This window comes from Alteromonas sp. I10 (assembly GCF_003201515.1).
In the GTDB taxonomy this organism is placed as follows: domain Bacteria; phylum Pseudomonadota; class Gammaproteobacteria; order Enterobacterales; family Alteromonadaceae; genus Alteromonas; species Alteromonas macleodii.
Genome location: NZ_QJJN01000008.1, coordinates 73,093 through 90,022, shown reverse-complemented (window position 1 = coordinate 90,022; position 16,930 = coordinate 73,093). Strand labels below are relative to the sequence as shown.

16 protein-coding genes are annotated in these 16,930 nt (G+C 45.5%); 13 read left to right on the top strand and 3 right to left on the bottom strand.

Annotation, left to right across the window (positions count from 1 at the left end):
• Positions 1 to 70: 70 nt before the first annotated feature.
• Together BZA03_RS15325 and BZA03_RS15320 are read right to left on the bottom strand one after the other, a co-directional pair.
• Positions 71 to 868, bottom strand: a complete 798-nt coding sequence (locus tag BZA03_RS15325) for a UDP-2,3-diacylglucosamine diphosphatase (protein WP_110289225.1) — start codon at positions 866 to 868, stop codon at positions 71 to 73.
• A gap of 103 nt (positions 869 to 971) precedes the next feature.
• The gene (locus tag BZA03_RS15320; protein WP_110289224.1) at positions 972 to 1,877 is read right to left on the bottom strand and encodes a LysR family transcriptional regulator; all 906 of its coding nucleotides are present in this window, start codon (positions 1,875 to 1,877) and stop codon (positions 972 to 974) included.
• A gap of 119 nt (positions 1,878 to 1,996) precedes the next feature.
• On the opposite strand from BZA03_RS15320, the gene BZA03_RS15315 reads away from it, so the two are divergent.
• The 4 genes from BZA03_RS15315 to BZA03_RS15300 all read left to right on the top strand — a co-directional run bounded on the left by BZA03_RS15315 (position 1,997) and on the right by BZA03_RS15300 (position 5,920).
• Positions 1,997 to 2,896, top strand: coding sequence for a bile acid:sodium symporter family protein (locus BZA03_RS15315; RefSeq protein ID WP_110289223.1), 900 nt, complete (start codon positions 1,997 to 1,999; stop codon positions 2,894 to 2,896).
• Between the two features lie 127 nt (positions 2,897 to 3,023).
• Positions 3,024 to 3,854 carry an SDR family oxidoreductase gene (locus BZA03_RS15310; protein ID WP_110289222.1) on the top strand — a complete coding sequence of 277 codons (831 nt, stop codon included), beginning with the start codon at positions 3,024 to 3,026 and terminating at the stop codon, positions 3,852 to 3,854.
• Between the two features lie 183 nt (positions 3,855 to 4,037).
• A complete protein-coding gene (locus BZA03_RS15305) occupies positions 4,038 to 5,168 on the top strand; it encodes a phosphotransferase family protein (protein ID WP_110289221.1) in 1,131 nt (376 codons plus the stop codon).
• Positions 5,168 to 5,920, top strand: a complete 753-nt coding sequence (locus tag BZA03_RS15300) for an SDR family oxidoreductase (RefSeq protein WP_039216949.1) — start codon at positions 5,168 to 5,170, stop codon at positions 5,918 to 5,920. The genes BZA03_RS15305 and BZA03_RS15300 overlap by 1 nt, the downstream gene beginning before the upstream one ends.
• A 173-nt stretch (positions 5,921 to 6,093) precedes the next feature.
• Here the strand turns inward: BZA03_RS15300 and rpsT are convergent, their stop codons facing one another.
• Positions 6,094 to 6,357: a 30S ribosomal protein S20 gene (gene rpsT, locus BZA03_RS15295; RefSeq protein ID WP_014950134.1), complete on the bottom strand. Its 264-nt coding sequence runs from the start codon at positions 6,355 to 6,357 to the stop codon at positions 6,094 to 6,096.
• A gap of 450 nt (positions 6,358 to 6,807) precedes the next feature.
• Here rpsT and murJ point away from each other — a divergent pair, with 450 nt between their 5' ends.
• The 9 genes from murJ to BZA03_RS15250 all read left to right on the top strand — a co-directional run bounded on the left by murJ (position 6,808) and on the right by BZA03_RS15250 (position 16,928).
• Positions 6,808 to 8,367: a murein biosynthesis integral membrane protein MurJ gene (murJ, locus tag BZA03_RS15290; protein ID WP_110289220.1), complete on the top strand. Its 1,560-nt coding sequence runs from the start codon at positions 6,808 to 6,810 to the stop codon at positions 8,365 to 8,367.
• Positions 8,368 to 8,487: 120 nt separating this feature from the next.
• Positions 8,488 to 9,408: a bifunctional riboflavin kinase/FAD synthetase gene (gene ribF / locus BZA03_RS15285; protein WP_014950132.1), complete on the top strand. Its 921-nt coding sequence runs from the start codon at positions 8,488 to 8,490 to the stop codon at positions 9,406 to 9,408.
• A gap of 270 nt (positions 9,409 to 9,678) precedes the next feature.
• A complete protein-coding gene (ileS, locus tag BZA03_RS15280) occupies positions 9,679 to 12,498 on the top strand; it encodes an isoleucine--tRNA ligase (RefSeq protein ID WP_110289219.1) in 2,820 nt (939 codons plus the stop codon).
• Positions 12,491 to 13,039, top strand: a complete 549-nt coding sequence (gene lspA, locus BZA03_RS15275) for a signal peptidase II (RefSeq protein ID WP_014977012.1) — start codon at positions 12,491 to 12,493, stop codon at positions 13,037 to 13,039. Before ileS ends, lspA begins: the two co-directional genes overlap by 8 nt.
• A gap of 14 nt (positions 13,040 to 13,053) precedes the next feature.
• A complete protein-coding gene (fkpB, locus tag BZA03_RS15270) occupies positions 13,054 to 13,521 on the top strand; it encodes an FKBP-type peptidyl-prolyl cis-trans isomerase (RefSeq protein WP_014950129.1) in 468 nt (155 codons plus the stop codon).
• Between the two features lie 2 nt (positions 13,522 to 13,523).
• Positions 13,524 to 14,468: a 4-hydroxy-3-methylbut-2-enyl diphosphate reductase gene (ispH, locus tag BZA03_RS15265; protein ID WP_014977011.1), complete on the top strand. Its 945-nt coding sequence runs from the start codon at positions 13,524 to 13,526 to the stop codon at positions 14,466 to 14,468.
• A 395-nt stretch (positions 14,469 to 14,863) separates the two neighbouring features.
• Positions 14,864 to 15,514 (top strand): pilus assembly protein PilV, encoded by a 651-nt coding sequence (locus BZA03_RS15260; RefSeq protein WP_080590400.1) that lies wholly within the window; start codon positions 14,864 to 14,866, stop codon positions 15,512 to 15,514.
• On the top strand, positions 15,511 to 16,368 hold the full coding sequence (locus BZA03_RS15255; protein WP_014950126.1) for a PilW family protein: 858 nt from the start codon (positions 15,511 to 15,513) through the stop codon (positions 16,366 to 16,368). Before BZA03_RS15260 ends, BZA03_RS15255 begins: the two co-directional genes overlap by 4 nt.
• A complete protein-coding gene (locus tag BZA03_RS15250; RefSeq protein ID WP_014950125.1) occupies positions 16,365 to 16,928 on the top strand; it encodes a PilX N-terminal domain-containing pilus assembly protein in 564 nt (187 codons plus the stop codon). Before BZA03_RS15255 ends, BZA03_RS15250 begins: the two co-directional genes overlap by 4 nt.
• The last annotated feature ends 2 nt before the right edge of the window (positions 16,929 to 16,930 follow it).

The window sequence follows — 16,930 nt, the reverse complement described above, 5'->3', positions numbered from 1 at the left end:
TGGAATTCACCTGTTGCTTGGTGAATTGCAAGAGTCAGGGGCCGTTACAGCCCCATTTGTGTAATGCCAGCTATGCCGCTTCTGAGCGAGAGGTTTTGGTTGTAATTGGTGTTACGGTGGCTGACTCTAGTGAATCAAGGTAATGAATAAGAGATAAGTTACCGTTCACGTCTTCTGACAGTGCACTGCAGTTTTCTATCCAGTCCCCATCATTAATGTAGTGAATGCCGTTTTCAAAGCTGCTTTCAGGGTGATGAATATGGCCACACACAACACCGTCGAGCCCCATTTCATCGGCGCGCCTGCAGCATGCTTCTCGATAACGGGCGATGGCTTCATTCGCTCCCTTAATGTGTTTTTTAATATAGCCCGCAAGTGACCAATATTCTCGCTTGCGCCACGCGCGTAGGCGATTAAACTCTCTATTTAGAAAAAGCAAAAGGTCGTAACCTTTATCGCCAATCCACGCATGGAATTTGCCCATAGTTACATCGCCATCGAACTGATCGCCATGTAAGACTAAATAACGCTTCCCTTGTGCTGTGTTGTGAACCAACTCTCGCTCTATTTCTATATCACCGAAGGTCATACCCGAATAAGACTGAATTGGCTCATCGTGGTTTCCGGGCAGGTACACCACACGGGTGCCTTCCTGACTCATTTGCATGAATTTGTGCATGACTTGATTGTGCGCCTGTGGCCAGCGAAATTGCTTGGTCATTTGCCACATGTCAACGATATCTCCCACCAAATAGAGGGTGTCTACAGTGATGCTATTAAGAAAGGAAAGTAAGTATTCAGCTTTGCAGTCGCGATTTCCTAAATGGATATCAGAAAGCCAAATTGTTCGATAGTGTGTCTTTTTCATAGCGGTTTCCCAAAGCGATGCCTTGGATCGTCACTATAGGTTTGCAAATTGACACTACCGTGACGCTTGCTTGACCATTGTGTTACAGCAACACAAATACGCGCTATAACCCCAACTTACTCGCCACGTCTAAAAGCCTATCTCGCATCCATACATTCACTAAGTCTTCATCGGCGTGTTTGTGCCAGTACATGTGTACGGGGAGTGGGGGGACGTCAAATGGAAGGGGCAGAATTTCGATATCGAATTTATTACTGAATTGTTGGGCGAATCGCGTTGGCATGGTCAGCAAAAGATCGCATTGCCTAACTACGTTAACGGCGGCAAAGTAGTGTTCACACTGCAATGCGATGTTGCGATGTAAATTGTGCTGAGCAAGGGCTAGATCTACCGTATCTAATTTAGAGTCTTTTAAAGATACAAGCGCATGCTGTGCAACTGAGTAGCTCTTGATACTCGGATTATCTACGTAGCTATTGCTAGGCGCGCATACCACGACAAACGTTTCTTCGCAGATAAACTGTGAACGAATGTCACGGCTGGTGGGAACTAATGCGTCAATTACGATATCAAGATCTTTAGCGGCTAACGCGGGAGCAAGCTCGGGCCAGGTAACCTGTCTACTATTCACCGTGATATTGGGAGTATGTTTAACAAGCTGAGGAATAAGCACGGGAAAAAATATAGATTCTAAAATATCTCTCAAGCCAAGGTTCACCTGACGGGGTTTATCACTTATATCAAAGCCCACTTTACCTTTTAACGTACTTTCAAGGGTTTCTATTGATTTCACAACCGATGCAATAATGCCTTGGCAAAATGGGGTAGGCACGACTTGTCGTCCATGACGAATAAACAGCGGATCATCAAATTTCTCTCGCAGACGACCTAAGGCGTGACTCACCGCAGGCTGAGTGATATGCAGTGCGTTGGCGGCTTTCGTAATGCTGCCCTGATCGTAGACCGCGCGCAGCACAACAAACAAATTTAGGTCTAATTTTCCATGCATATCATTTATGGGTTTCCATAATAAGGCATCATTTTTATTTATTATTAAACAGAGTACACTGCCTTAAATGTTAATAAAAGGTTTCTTTTATAGAGGCTTCTTTTGTAAGGGGCGTGTGCATGCAGGCATCTGTACTTACCGAGGTGTTGTTACCTCTAGCGTTGGCATTTGTTATGTTTGGTATGGGGCTAACGCTAACCCTTGCAGACTTTGCCCGACTACTTAAAGCACCTAAAGCAGTAATAACGGGTTTTATAGGGCAAATTATATTGCTGCCTATGTTGGCGCTAGGACTGTGCTTTGTTTTTGGTCTACCCGATTATATTGCGGTTGGTGTCATGGTTTTAGCGGCATGCCCAGGCGGAACGACCAGTAATTTAATCAGCCACATTGCAAAAGCAAATCTGGCCCTTTCAGTAAGCTTAACCGCTATTTCTACCATCGCTTGCGTTTTCTCAACGCCCTTTATCATTCAATTTGCTCTTGATTACTTTGTAAAAGAAAACGCGCCAGACTTTTCTATTATTCAAACAGTGATCGGGCTGGTTGGTATATCAATTGTACCGGTCATTTTAGGCATGACCATTCGTCGCTTTAACAGCAGGTTTGCCACTAAAACTGAAAGCTTCTTCCGGCAGTTTTCTATGTACTTCATGTTGCTTATGATTGTGGGCGTGCTGGTTTCAGAAAGAAACAATTTAGCCGCGTCCTTTGAAAGCGCGTTTTTGGTTTGCTTAACGTTAAATTTATCATCGGTATTGTTAGGACTCGGGCTTGCTAAACTTTCAAACCTAGCATTTAAAGACTCGCTCACGCTGGCCATTGAAATAGGCGTGCAAAACGCGGCGCTTGCAATGCTGATATGTATTACCTTTTTAGATGCGCCTGATTACGCGATTGCACCTGGTGTATATGGCGTAGCAATGTACATCGGGCCCGCACTATTGGCCCTGTGGGCAAAACGAAAAATGCGTAACGAACAGCCATCAGTGTCACTGCAAAAGACGGAATCAGTTTGATTGGATTGATAAGGCGGTCAATTCGAGAGAATAGTGAAGTACTGATTAGCGCTTAACACAATAAAGCGCAACTAAACATAAACGCCGATACAAGAATAATGAAACAAGAACAGTTAGGAAACACATCATGCGCGTATTGATTACCGGTGGCGCTACCGGCTTAGGTCAGGCCATTGCCCTTAAGTGGGCGGAAAAGTGGGCAGGCAAAGACGAGGGGTTAGATATTTGCATTGCCGATATTAACCAAGAAAGAGGCGATGAAACAGTAAATACGCTATCCGCCCAAGGTGCCAATGCGTTTTACATCCATTGCGATATAACCTCTGAAAATGATGTTCAAACGTTAGCGAACACCTTGGAAACTCGCTGGGGCGGTGTTGACACTGTGTTTAACAATGCGGGTGTTGCTTCTGGTGGCAGCCTTTTAGATGAGAGCATTGAGCAGTGGCAGTGGGTGTTTGATATTAATGTGTTAGGCATGGTGAGAGTCAGTCGTGCACTCTTACCGTTAATGCGAGAGCAAGGCGGTGGCTATTTCATTAATATTGCATCGCAAGCGGGGCTAACGCCTATTCCTTATATGGGAAGTTATAACGCGGTTAAAGCTGCAGTCGTGTCGTTTTCTGAAACCATGAAGTTGGAATTAGCACCTGACAATATTGACGTTAGTGTAGTTTGTCCAAGCTTCTTCAAAACGAATTTAGATGAGTCGATGCGAAGCAGCAACCCAGCGTCGCACAAAATGCTCAATAAGTTCTTTGCCAAAGCAGACATGACGAAAGAAGGCGTGGCTGAGTCCATATTTCAGCAAGTCGGTAAAAAGCAGTTTCTTATTCTTACCCATAAACTGGGTAAACGCGCTTTCCTGCTAAAGAAGCTGCTGCCAACCCAGCGTTATATCAAAACTATGCTCAATCAAACGAAGATGATGAAGCGTGCAATGGAAAAGCAAATTTAAAGCAAATTTAAAGCAAAATTAGGTAAAACGGAAACGCGCTCACCTGTGTTTGTCGCCAAGCTATCTGAAGATAATTGTCGAGCTGCTCTTGTACAGGCACAAACAGAAGTATCTTCTAGCCAAAGATTGTGAGTTAGCACTTTGAATAGACCCTTTGAAACAGAATTACAAGAAGATTGAGATATGCAACAACAGGTCGTAGATAAAGCTGACAGCGTACGTGCAGGCGAAGAGCTAGACGTGAGCGCTGTACACAATTGGCTTAAGGAAAATATTAGTGCCTCCAGTCCATCATTGAAGGCCACGATACAAAGTAGCGATAGCTTGCCTCAAGTCACCCAGTATTCTGGGGGCGCTTCTAATTGGACGTACTGCTTGGACTATCAAGGCAGTAAACAAAACCAGAGCGAACAAACGTCGTTAATTTTGCGTCGGGCACCGGCAGGTACTAAAGCCAAAGGGGCTCACGATATGGGGCGGGAGTTTCGATTACAGCATGCGTTAAAGCCTGTTTACCGCTATGTTCCAGAAATGCTTGGACTTTGTGAAGACGAGAGCGTTATAGGCACAGAGTTTTACGTAATGGAGAAGTTTACCGGCGTGATACCACGTAAGAACTTACCCAAAGGCTTAAACACGTCTGAGCAGCAAACCAAACAGCTCTGCACTAATGTACTTGATAGCTTAATCGAGCTTCATAAAGTGGATTATAAGAAAGCGGGGCTTGAGCACTTAGGTAAAGGTGCTGGCTACATAGAACGCCAAATAAGCGGGTGGAGTGAACGCTATAGTAAAGCAAAAACCTGGAATGTCCCCTCGGGTAAAAAAATAATGCGCTGGCTAGAAAACCACATGCCCGCTAATGAACGCATTTGTATTACCCACAATGACTTCCGATTCGACAACGTGGTGTTAAAGCCAGATAACTATACACAAATTATCGGTGTGTTGGACTGGGAACTGGCGACCTTAGGCGACCCGCTTATGGACTTGGGTAATACCTTGGCGTATTGGGTACAACCGGATGATGACTTTTTGGCCCAATCAACGCGCCGCCAGCCTACTCACTTACCTGGTATGCTAACTCGAAAGCAGGTGGTTGCGTACTACTGCAAAGAGATGGAAATAGATGTAGATGATTTTACCTTTTACGAGGTATACGGGCTTTTCCGTTTAGCCGGTATTGCCCAGCAAATTTACTATCGATACCACCACAAGCAAACCAATAATCCAGCGTTTAAAAACTTTTGGATCTTCATTCATTACTTAATGTGGCGTTGTAATAAGGCCATAAAATCATCAGGAAAACGATAATGACAACAAGACGCAATATTCTGATCACAGGCGCGAGTTCAGGCCTAGGCAAGGGAATGGCGATTGAGTTTGCCAAACAGGGTTGTAACCTAGCCCTATGCGCAAGACGCTTTGAGAATTTAGAAAAATTGAAAGACGAATTGCATTCAATTAACCCAAACATTGACGTGTATATTCGCTCGCTGGATGTCAATGATCACGATGCGGTGTTTGAAGTGTTCGACGCATTCAAAGCCGACATGGGAACCCTTGATAGAGTCATTGTGAACGCAGGCATGGGCAAGGGCGCATCTATTGGCACTGGGTATTTCCACGCTAACAAGCAAACGGCGGTGACTAACTTTGTGTCGGCGCTAGCACAATGTGAAGCGGCAATGGCTATCTTTAGGGCGCAAAATAGTGGTCATCTTGTAACGATTTCATCTATAAGCGCGGTGCGCGGGTTTAGACGCGCCATGACAGTATACGCGGCAACGAAAGCGGGCCTTACATCTATGACTGAAGGCATTCGAATGGATGTAATGAATACGCCAATTAACGTCACCTGTATTCACCCCGGTTTTATTCGCAGCGAAATAAACGAAAAGGTGGAAAAAGTACCGTTTATTGTTGATACAGATGTGGGCTGTCGCGCGATGGTCAATGCAATCAACAAGGAAAAAGCGAATGCGTTTGTACCAAGCTGGCCGTGGGCCATCCTTCACTGGATCATGCGTATTGCACCGGCAAGCTCAATAAGGAAGATGAGCTGATAAGCGGATAGCTGGGATATGAACACACCGCAAAGACTGTAGCAGAGCTTGCCTAGTGGTGGGCTTTATGCCTTTAAGTCTAAATTTAAAATCAGTAACCCATGCTAATTAGCGTCGATTACAGATACAAAAAAAGCGCCGAAGGGCGCTTTTTTAACTACTAATCGTAAAGATTAACCTAGTGCTTTGATTTGTGCAGCTAGACGGCTCTTATGACGAGCAGCTTTGTTCTTGTGAATCAAGCCTTTAGTAGCCATTCTGTCAAGTACTGGAGTAGCAGCAGTAAGTGCAGCTTGTGCCGCTTCTTTGTCACCGCTTGCAATTGCAGCGATAACTTTCTTGATGCTTGTACGAGTCATTGAACGACGGCTAGCGTTGTGCTGACGACGCTTTTCGGCTTGGATTGCACGCTTCTTAGCAGACTTAATGTTAGCCAAGGTGTAACTCCCAAAATAAATTCATGTCAAAAACGAGGGTGCGGATTGTGCCTACCAAACGCCCAAATGTCAAACGATTTAAAACTTAAATCGTTCCGCGTTAAAACGCGCAAGCTATTGAACACAAAGTATGCTCAACACGTTGCACATTCTTTGCGACATTTCTCTGCGACATTTTTTGAAAGAGATTCGTAGTGATATTCTTTCAAGACATTTTAGCGATAGACATGCATAAACGACAGCACCCCATACCGGGCGCGGATTATAACAAGAAAGTTGTTAAAGATGCACAACTATTTTGAAGAAATCGTTTCGCCTGCGATAGCCTTTAGTTATTATGGCTCGCTTGCAACCAAGCGTTGCCGCTTTGCGGTTAGCAGATGCCTTTGACTATCTTTCAAATGGCTGATGCTATTCAGCCTATTCTTTACCTCTTATTGGAAGTGTGACGTGTCACGGAAGTTAATAAAATCTGGTCTTATCGTCAGTATTATGACCTTGGTCTCGCGAGTATTAGGCTTGGTACGTGATGTTGTTGTTGCCAAGCTTATGGGCGATGGAGCAGCCGCTGATGTATTTTTCTTTGCTAACAAAATTCCTAATTTTCTTCGTCGTCTATTCGCTGAAGGTGCATTTGCACAAGCGTTTATTCCGGTATTAACCGAAGTCCACGAGAACGACGATAAAAAGCAGCTTAGAGAGTTCGTTGCAAAAGTCAGCGGTACATTAGGCGCTATTGTTTTTGTAGTTTCTATTATAGGGGTAATAGCATCTCCTGTTTTGGCGGCTTTATTTGGTACAGGCTGGTTTGTGGCGTGGCTCGAAGGGGACGAGGCCGGAGATAAGTTTGTGCTCGCGTCGACCATGTTAAAAATTACCTTTCCTTATTTGGCGTTTATCTCTCTGACTGGGTTGGCAGGGGCGATACTCAATACGCTCAATAAGTTTGCGGTTGCTGCCTTCACCCCCGTTTTACTTAACGTATGCATTATTGCATGCGCAATATACTTAGCACCTACGCTTAATCAACCCGCATACGCGCTAGCGTGGGGTGTGTTTATCGGCGGTATTGTACAGTTCTTGTTTCAACTACCGTTTTTGTTCAGGGCAGGGCTCTTGGTAAAGCCAAAGTGGGGCTGGCATGACGAAAACGTGGTAAAAGTACGCACTCTGATGATCCCAGCCTTATTCGGTGTGTCAGTAGGGCAAATCAATTTGTTGTTTGATACCTTCATCGCCAGCTTTTTAGTTACCGGTTCTATTAGCTGGTTATACTATTCAGACAGGCTGCTTGAATTTCCCCTAGGGTTGTTTGGTATTGCCATCGCAACAGTCATTTTACCTACGCTATCCCGAAACCACGTTAGTAATAACCCCAAAGCGTTTGCTGCGAATATCGATTGGGCGTTTCGCATGGTGTGTTTATTAGGCATACCTGCTGCAGTGGGGCTTGGCGTGATGGCAAGGCCTATTTTGACCGTTATTTTTCAGCGGGGCGCGTTTACTGCAGAAACCGCCATTATGGCGTCTTACTCGCTTACCGCGTACTCGTTTGGCTTGCTCAGCTTTATGCTGGTAAAAATTCTTGCACCAGGGTTTTATTCCCGCCAAGACACCAAGACGCCAGTGAAATTTGGTATTTGGTGTATGGTCGCAAACATGGTGTTTAACCTTATTTTAGCGATTCCGTTTGGTTATGTAGGGCTTGCTGTCGCTACCAGTATGTCAGCTACGCTTAACGCCGCTTTGCTTTATATTACGCTGCATAAACAAGGTGTATTTGCGTTAAGCCGCACATCGGTTTTGTTTATTGCCCGTGTGGTTATTGCAAGTGCTGCCATGGGCGGGCTTATTTATTATCGCGATCAAGGCTTAGCTTTCTTTGAATTGTCTCTTTCCGCCCAAATGTTAGAGGTAGGAATAACCATTTCGCTGTCGGTTATATTGTTTGTGACCACCATGGTGGTGCTGGGCATGCGACCCAGGCATTTCAGAAGCGGCGGCGATTAGTATTCAATAGATGCGAAATAGCGCATGGAGCCAGAATGGCCCGTGTGCTTGGTATTGTGCTCGCGGTCGGCTATAATCGCGAGCTTTGATTTTCTAGCAGTTAAAAGGTAGTGGCTAACAGTGGAATTTATCCGCGGGCTAAACAATGTAAAACCGCACCATAAAGGGTGTGTGCTCACTATTGGCAAGTTCGACGGCGTACACCGTGGTCATCAAGCTGTGTTGGCTAACGTGCTTGAAAAAGCGAAATCGCTATCACTTCCTGCCACCGTAATGGTGTTCGAACCTCAGCCTGAAGAAGTCTTTATGCCTGATAAAGCACCAGCGCGTATAAGCCCTCTTCGCGAAAAGTACGAGTTGCTGCGCCAACAAGGTGTCGACAGACTGCTTGCTGTGCGATTTAACGCGGAGTTTGCTAAGCAAAGTGCCGATACCTTCGTTCACGATTTATTGGTGGACAAACTGGGTGTTAAATTTCTTGTTGTTGGCGACGATTTCCGTTTTGGCAATGGCCGCAAAGGGGATTTCGAAATGCTTGAGGCGGCAGGTCGCCAATACGGTTTCGAAGTAGTAAGCACCCACAGTTTTACCATGCATGCCCATCGAATAAGCTCTACCGCGGTGCGAGAAGCGTTGGCTGACAGCGACTTTGGTCTGTCTACCGAAATGCTAGGGCGCCCGTTTGCTATTCACGGTAGGGTGGTTCACGGCGAGAAAAAAGGTCGCACCATTGGTTTTCCCACCGCGAATGTCATGCTAAAACGCCAAAAAACGCCAATTCACGGCGTGTTCGCAGTTCGTGTCGACGTAGATGGTAAACACTATAACGGCGTTGCGAACATTGGTACCCGTCCTACTGTTAACGGGGTAAGAAACCAGTTAGAAGTCCATATTTTTGATTTGTCATCTGACCTTTACGGCAAGCCCATTACGGTGTTTCCGATGGCAAAAATAAGAGATGAAATTAAATTTGATTCTTTTGAGGCGTTGAAAGATCAAATTCAAGCAGATGCAGCACAAGCGCGTCTGTTATTAGCATAGTTAAACGTGATAAAGTCACGAAAAGTTTTTGCGCGTATCAGTTTTATTGAGCTCGATTTTTTTAAACGTGGATCCTTGTTCGCGAAACGCGTAAGTAAGTCACTGTGCTAGAACATATAATGTCAGCCTTGCGCTAGCAAGAACGACACACAGTTTTACGTTGAACCTTTTACATTCAGCGTTTTAATTTGAACATCGCAAAATGAATATCGCCTTCACAATGTGTTAGTGCATTGGGTGAAAATTAAGGTAACCGGATAATACAATTTTATGAGTGATTACAAAGCCACACTGAACCTTCCAGAAACTGCGTTTCCTATGCGCGGTAACCTTGCTCAGCGCGAGCCGAAAATGCTTAAAGACTGGCAGGAAAAAGGGGTATACAGCAAAATTCGTGAAGCGAAAAAAGGCAAAAAGCCATTTATTCTTCACGATGGCCCTCCTTATGCAAATGGCGATATTCACATTGGTCACGCGGTTAACAAAATTCTCAAAGACATTATTGTAAAGTCGAAAAACCTTTCTGACTTCGATTCTCCGTACGTTCCTGGATGGGACTGTCACGGTTTGCCAATTGAATTGATGGTAGAAAAGAAAGTTGGTAAGCCAGGTAAGAAAGTTACTGCGGCTGAATTTCGCCAGAAGTGTCGCGAATACGCACAAAAGCAAATTGACGGCCAAATGGCTGACTTTAAACGCTTAGGTGTGTTTGGTGAATGGGATAACCCATACAAAACCATGGACTTCAAATCTGAAGCCGACATCATTCGTGCATTAAGTAAAATTGTAGACTCTGGTCACTTAGAAAAGGGCTTCAAACCTGTTCATTGGTGTACAGATTGTGGTTCAGCACTTGCTGAAGCAGAAGTTGAATACAAAGACAAAGTATCACCTGCTATCGACGTTAAGTTCCCAGTAGCTGATGTGGCTGCAATTGCAGAAGCGTTTGGTGTGTCTGAAGGTGATTTAACCACACACAAAGCAGGTGTAGTTATTTGGACTACCACACCGTGGACACTGCCAGCCAACCGTGCAATCAGCTTACACCCAGAGCTTACTTATGCGATTGTTGAAGTTCAGCCTTCAAATGAATGGCTAGTGGTAGCGCAGGACCTGCTTGAAAGCTGCATGAACCGTTACGGCGTTGAAGATTTCCGCGAAGTGGCAACCTGTACTGGTGCCGCGCTTGATAAGCTTAACGTTAATCACCCATTCTTAGACCTTGAAGTACCGTTAATTCTAGGCGACCACGTTACGACTGAGTCTGGTACAGGTTGTGTACACACAGCGCCAGCCCATGGTGTTGACGACTTTAACGTGGGCAAGCAATACGATATCGAAGTGTACAATCCGGTAGGCAACAATGGCGTGTACCTTGAAAACACACCGCTGTTTGCAGGTCAGTTTGTATTTAAGGCCAACGATGAAATTATAGAAACGGTTAAAGAGAAGGGTAACCTTGTCCTAAACGTAAAATACGAGCACAGCTACCCGCATTGCTGGCGCCACAAAACGCCAATCATCTTCCGCGCTACGCCTCAGTGGTTTGTAAGCATGGATAAAAAAGGCCTTCGCGCTGAATCACTTGAACAAATTAAGCAAACCAAATGGATCCCAGACTGGGGCCAAAACCGCATTGAGAAAATGGTTGAAGGTCGTCCAGATTGGTGTATCTCTCGTCAACGTACGTGGGGCGTGCCTATTCCTTTGTATGTGCACAAACTTACCGGTGAAATCCACCCAGATTCTGCGGCGTTAATGGAAAAGGTGGCACTGGAAGTTGAAGCGAAAGGCATTCAAGCGTGGTGGGATCTCGACGATGCAGCCCTGCTTGGTAGCGAATTAGACAACTATGAAAAAGTGACCGATACCCTAGACGTTTGGTTTGACTCAGGCGTGACGCATTACTTTGTTGTAGACCGTCGCGATGACATTCCGGCCTCTGCCGATTTATATCTTGAAGGTTCTGACCAACACCGCGGTTGGTTTATGTCTTCGCTTATGTCATCAACTGCCATGCACGGTCACGCGCCTTATAAAGAAGTGCTAACACACGGCTTTACGGTAGATGCCCACGGCAGAAAAATGTCGAAGTCGGTAGGTAACGTTGTGGCACCTCAGGAAGTGACTAACAAATTAGGCGCAGACATCCTTCGTCTATGGGTAGCGTCTACTGATTATCGCGGCGAGATTGCGGTATCGGATGAAATTTTAAAGCGTGCAGCAGATGGCTATCGCCGCGTACGTAACACTGCACGCTTCTTGCTAGCGAACCTGAACGGTTTCTCGGTTGAAGATGCGGTTGCAGAAGAAGATATGGTCGCGCTTGACCGCTGGATTGTTGCTCGTGCTAAGTCACTTCAAGAAGAGCTTATCGAAGCGTATGACAACTACGACTTGCTGGTAGTGTCACAGAAGCTTACGCACTTCTGCTCAATTGAGCTGGGCTCATTCTATTTAGACGTGATTAAAGACCGCCAGTACACAGCTAAAGCAGATGGGCTAGCCCGTCGTTCATGCCAAACGGCCATGTATCATATCATTGAAGCATTGGTTCGCTGGATGGCGCCGATTACCAGCTTTACTGCACAAGAAATCTGGGAAACGTTACCAGGTGAGCGCAGCGAGTTTGTATTTACTGAAACCTGGTACGAAGGGTTTAACAACTTCACGCAAAGCGATACGTTTAACGATGCCCTATGGCATCAAGTGTTAAGCGTAAAAGATGCCGCAAACCAGGCGATGGAACAGGCGCGTAAAGATGGCGAGCTAGGTGGCTCACTAGAAGCGAGTATTTCGCTTTATGCTACCGAGTCGTTGTACAACGTACTCGCAAAACTTGAAGACGAGCTACGCTTCGTACTTATTACTTCGGGCGTTACGCTAACTAAAGTTGACGGTGCACCGTCTGATGCGAAAGCCACAGACGTAGAAGGTTTATGGTTGAGCGTTAATAAAGCAAGCGGTGAAAAGTGTGTTCGCTGCTGGCATCACCGTGAAGATGTGGGCTCACATGAAGGTCACGAAGAGCTTTGTGGTCGCTGTGTGACAAACATTGACGGTGATGGAGAAGAACGCCACTATGCTTAAGCTTTTTCGCGAAACAGGCTTGCGTTTTTTGTGGATAAGCGCAATTGCGTTTATCCTCGACCAATGGAGTAAGTACACGGTTATCGACAGTATGTCGTTGTATCAGTCGATACAGGTATTGCCGTTTTTTAACTTTACTTACGTACATAATTACGGCGCCGCATTTAGTTTTTTAGAGAATGCAGGTGGTTGGCAGCGCTGGTTCTTCACTGCCATTGCTGTCGTGGTAAGTGTAGTGATTTTGTGGTGGCTGAAGCAGTCACCCCGTTCGCAAAAAATGCTGCCCGTTGCGTTTGCCTTTATTCTAGGTGGTGCACTAGGTAACGTTTACGACCGTTTAGTCCATGGTTATGTCATCGACTTCTTAGATTTTTACGTAAACAATTACCACTGGCCAGCGTTTAACATTGCTGACAGCGCAATATTTATAGGCGCAGCTTTACTTATTATCGACATGTTTAAAAATGGCGACAAAAAAAGTGAAGGGAACGGTGCAGACGCGCGAGCCAGTGCCGCGGACAATAGCGAAACCATTAAGTAGTATTCGGAAAGGTTATGACAGACTCATTGATAATTGGTGCTGATAACGAAGTTATTCTTCACTTTGATTTAAAGCTAGAAGATGGCTCTGCCGCTGACAGTACTCGTGTAAACAACAAACCTGCCAAAATGGTGATGGGTGACGGTAGCCTTACGCCGAATTTTGAAGCGTGTTTACTTGGGCTTAAAAAAGGTGACAAAAAGTCATTTAAATTAGGCCCTGAAGATGCATTCGGCCAGTCTGATCCGAATAATATTCACTATATGGATAGAAGCCGCTTTGGTGCAGATTTGCAAGTTGAGGAAGGCATGATTTTAGCGTTTGCTCAGCCTGACGGTTCAGAGATTCCGGGGATTATTCGAAGTGCTGCTGGAGACTCTGTTACGGTAGACTTCAATCACCCGCTAGCAGGGCAAACGGTTATCTTTGACGTTGAAATTATTGATGTTAAACCTGGCGTGTCAGCACAAGGTGGAAACTAGTTATGCAAATTCATTTAGCTAACCCTCGTGGTTTCTGCGCGGGCGTTGATAGAGCTATCACCATCGTTGAACGCGCGCTTGAAATGTTCGAGCCGCCCATCTATGTACGCCACGAAGTGGTACACAATAAATTTGTGGTAGATGGGCTACGTGAGCGTGGTGCGCTATTTGTTGATGAGCTTCACGAAGTACCAGACGACAGCATAGTAATATTTTCTGCCCATGGCGTATCGCAAGCGGTAAGAAAAGAAGCGGAAAATCGCGGTTTAAAGGTCTTTGATGCCACGTGCCCCTTAGTGACGAAAGTACATATGGAAGTTACCCGCGCTAGCAAAACGGGTACTGAATGTATCTTGATTGGTCATGCTGGTCACCCTGAAGTAGAGGGCACCATGGGTCAGTACAGCAACGAAGATGGCGGTATTTATTTAGTTGAATCTGAAGCTGATGTGGCAACGCTTGAAGTTAAAGATCCGACCAATCTTTATTATTGCAGCCAAACTACGCTGTCTGTTGATGATACAGCCGATGTTATTGACGCACTTCGCGCTAAGTTCCCCAAAATCAATGGTCCGAGAAAAGACGACATTTGCTATGCCACGCAGAATCGCCAAGACGCGGTGCGTGACCTAGCCCAAGATTGTCAGGTTTTACTGGTTGTTGGGGCACAGAATAGCTCAAACTCGAACCGTCTTCGCGAGTTGGCTGAAAAAATTGGCGCAAAAGCGTATTTGATTGCTGATGCTAATTGCATTCAAGAGGAATGGCTAGAAGGTGTAGAGCATATTGGCGTTACTGCAGGCGCGTCTGCACCGGAAGTGTTAGTGCAAGGTGTGGTAAACAAGCTCAAAGCGTGGGGTGCTGTTTCAGCTTCTGAGCGTGCTGGACGCGAAGAAAATGTGGAATTTGCAGTACCTAAAGAGCTGCGTGTTAAACAGGTCGTTTAATTTATCCGCACTATCAAAATAAAAAAACACCGCACTTAGTTGCGGTGTTTTTTTATGCTTTTGTCTACTGGAAATTCAACAAGTTGCGAATGGATAATAATACCTTTAGAACTGGGTATTTTAACATGAACAGGCTACACGGTTCGGCTTTAAGGTAGCACCTTTTATGCCGTAAACGTACATTGTAAAGCGGTGTTATTGCACGCTAACCATTTAGAGCCTGTTACTTTAAAGATAAAATGGTTGAACAGTCTGCCTTGTACTTGCTTGCTAGAACAGGTCACAGAAAATTATACGTTTTAATAACCATTGATACCCAGTGTTATACGCTTTTGTCTTACTATACTACATTGGTGATAGCACCAATTTGAATGTTAGGTATATGGCAAAAAAAGATGATTGCTGAAAAGGTGATAATGAAGCGAGTGAAGGGAAGTCATATTCGCGCACAACGCGGTGCAGGTCTTATAGAGATCCTAATCACCTTATTTATATTAGCTGTGGGCTTACTGGGTGTTGCTGCGCTCCAGTTTACGGGCTCTTTTGCCAATAAAGACGCAATAAGCCGAACTCAGGCCGAAATGGTGGCAGCACAAGTTGCAGAACGATTGAGAGCCGCCGCTCGCCCAGCAACAGTGGGAGACGGCATGGTAGTCAACAATGCGTACTTCTCTAGCGATACCTATAATTTTGCCACGTTAAGTTGTTCTGGCTCGTCTCATCCTTATCACTGTTACTGTCTGGCAAGGCCTGCAGGGATCCCAAATTGCGAAGGCCAGGCTTGTACTGAAGCACAGATGGCTGAGTACGATGGTTGGGCGCTATCGTGTTCAGCGGTACAAACCAATCCTCAAACTAAAGTGTCGGTATCGTGTGACGACAACAATACGGCAGATATTTACAGCTGTAGTGCAGGTTCTCGTGTAGAAGTGTTGTTGACGTGGCCTGTCGCTTCTTCGGGAAATCAGACCTATACCCTTAATGCGCGATGTAACGAATCTGAAGGTGACAGTAACGCATGTGTGTTTAAGGACATTACATTATGAATGCACGTCGCCACCGCCCACAGCAGGGTTTCTCCCTTGTCGAGTTAATGATTACGTTAACGTTGGGGTTAGTGATATCAGGCGCGATTATTCAAGTGCTCGTCAGTAGTAGCGTGACGAATAAGCTCAATCAAGCCGTGGCTCAAGTACAAGAGTCAGGCCGTTTTATCATGGCTCGCCTCTCTGCAGAATTCTATGAAGTCGGCCGTTATGATCAGATAGTCGCGGATGTGGATACATCCGTTGATATCGTTGCCGAAGCGGCCTATGTGGAAAATCACCCCATCGCTGTAGCAGGGGATTTCGCTACCAACGCTACACTAGGCAGCATACAAACCTCTAGTGGCGGCAGTGATAAGCTGGTTGTAAGCCTACTAAGTGACGAAGATTGTACTGGAAACCAGCACGGTTATGGCGGTCTCGAGTTTCACGTTGTTAATCACTACTTTGTAAGCGGCAGTACACTTAAGTGCACAGGATATGATGGTCGTGTACTTCGTGGCCTAAAGGTGCAGACAGTGTCGCCCCTTACCGTAACATTGCTCGATAACGTCGAAAGTTTCCAAGTGCAGTTCGGCGTTTCAAGCAGCATTACCAATTCTCAAGGGCAAGCTGTTTCGTATGTAACCGCAGATGAAATTGAAGATTTAAGGGCGCTTAATCAACAAGTTGTGTCACTGCGCTGGGCGCTAATGCTTAAAAGCTATCAAAATGAAGTGAGACAAACACAGTCTCAGAAATATGCGCTGTTAAACGAAGCATCTAAAACGATGGACACGGCCCATTATTATCAAGTGTTCTCAAAAACGTTGGCACTTCGAAATATGAAAAATTTTGTCAGGAGTTCGCGATGAAACAACAAGGCTTAGTGATGGTATTCGCACTTCTTGTGTTGCTTTCAATCACTGTTTTAGGGGTAAGCGCGGTAACCAGTAGCTTGTCTCAGTCTAAAATGGCAGTGTCTATGCAGCAAAGTGGTTTGGCTTTTGATGCTGCTGAAGCAGCGATCGCGGGCGTTTTCTTTGAATCTGAAGATGAAACTTTACTTACCGACCCGAATAAGACAGACCCGCTCTCGGAAGCTCGGCAGGGTAACGTGTTTGACCCTGAAGCAGATTCAATGAGCTGTTTCGATGACGGGGAGTGGACTGACAGATATATGACTGAAGGCGGCCTTGCTGTTGGTGACAGACATGTTGTGGATGGCACGTATCAAAGTGAGGCCTCGTCAAAGAGTTGGTCGCGCACTGCGTTTATCAGAGAGCAGGCTTGTCGAGGCTCGAGTAACGTGATTGGTGGAAGCAACGTCAATTGCCATGTATTCATTATCAGAGGATGTGGGAAAGTGGCGGGTAAATCTTCTGTTGTGGCGAACAGCTTGGCTGCCTCTGTATTTGGCCCTGCGTCTCAATAGGT